The sequence below is a fragment of the Pseudonocardia halophobica genome (genome assembly GCF_027922425.1).
GTDB classification, from domain to species: domain Bacteria; phylum Actinomycetota; class Actinomycetes; order Mycobacteriales; family Pseudonocardiaceae; genus Pseudonocardia; species Pseudonocardia halophobica.
Map to the genome: position 1 here is coordinate 1 of NZ_BSFQ01000172.1, position 848 is coordinate 848.

At 71.7% G+C, this 848-nt stretch carries 1 protein-coding gene and 1 pseudogene; both read left to right on the plus strand.

Annotated features, from left to right (window positions below; genetic code table 11):
* Positions 1 to 284 (plus strand): annotated as a pseudogene (locus PKE99_RS37940) (hydantoinase/oxoprolinase family protein); the annotation flags it as partial.
* A 4-nt stretch (positions 285 to 288) separates the two neighbouring features.
* Positions 289 to 848 (plus strand): S-methyl thiohydantoin desulfurase family protein (locus PKE99_RS37945; protein WP_271215085.1); only part of this gene is annotated, 560 nt, incomplete at its 3' end.

Here is an 848-nt window from a genome sequence, read left to right on the forward strand (position 1 = left end):
AGCTGATCCGCCCCGACCACCACGCCGTCGCGAACGCGATCGGCGCCGCCATCGCCCAGGTCGGCGGCGAGGTGGACCAGATGTACGCCGTCGGCCCGCAGCTCTCCCGCGACGCGGCCCTCGAGCTGGCCATGGAGCTGGCGGCCGAGCGGGCGGTGGCGGCCGGGGCCCTGCCCGAGTCGGTCCGGATCGTCGACCAGGAGGAGCTGGCCCTGGCCTACGTCCCCGGCAACGCCGTCCGGATCAAGGTGAAGGCCGTCGGAGACCTGCAGCTCGGAAGGTAGACCAGTGCGACTCGTTGACGAGCGGCAGCTCGAGGACATCGCCCTCGGCGCCGGCATCCTCGGCACCGGCGGCGGCGGCGACCCCTACATCGGCACGCTGCTGGCCCGCAACGCGATCCGCAAGCACGGGCCGGTGGAGGTCGTGGACCTCGACGAGGTGCCCGACGACGCGTTCGTGATCCCCTCGGCGATGATGGGCGCCCCCACGGTCATGGTGGAGAAGCTCCCCAGCGCCGACGAGGTCGTGACCGCGTTCCGCAAGCTCGAGCACCACCTGGGCCGGCGGGCGACGCACACGATGCCGATCGAGATCGGCGGGCTCAACTCGGTCATCCCGTTCTGCCTGGCGGCGCGGGAGCGGCTCCCCGTGATCGACGCGGACCTGATGGGCCGCGCGTTCCCCGAGCTGCAGATGTGCATGCCGACGATGTTCGGGGGCAAGGCGGCTCCCATGGCGATCGCCGACGACAAGGGCAACGCCTCGGTCATCGACGCGATCGACAACCGGTGGACCGAACGGCTCGCCCGCTCCCAGACGATCGACATGGGGTGCGCCGCGCTGAT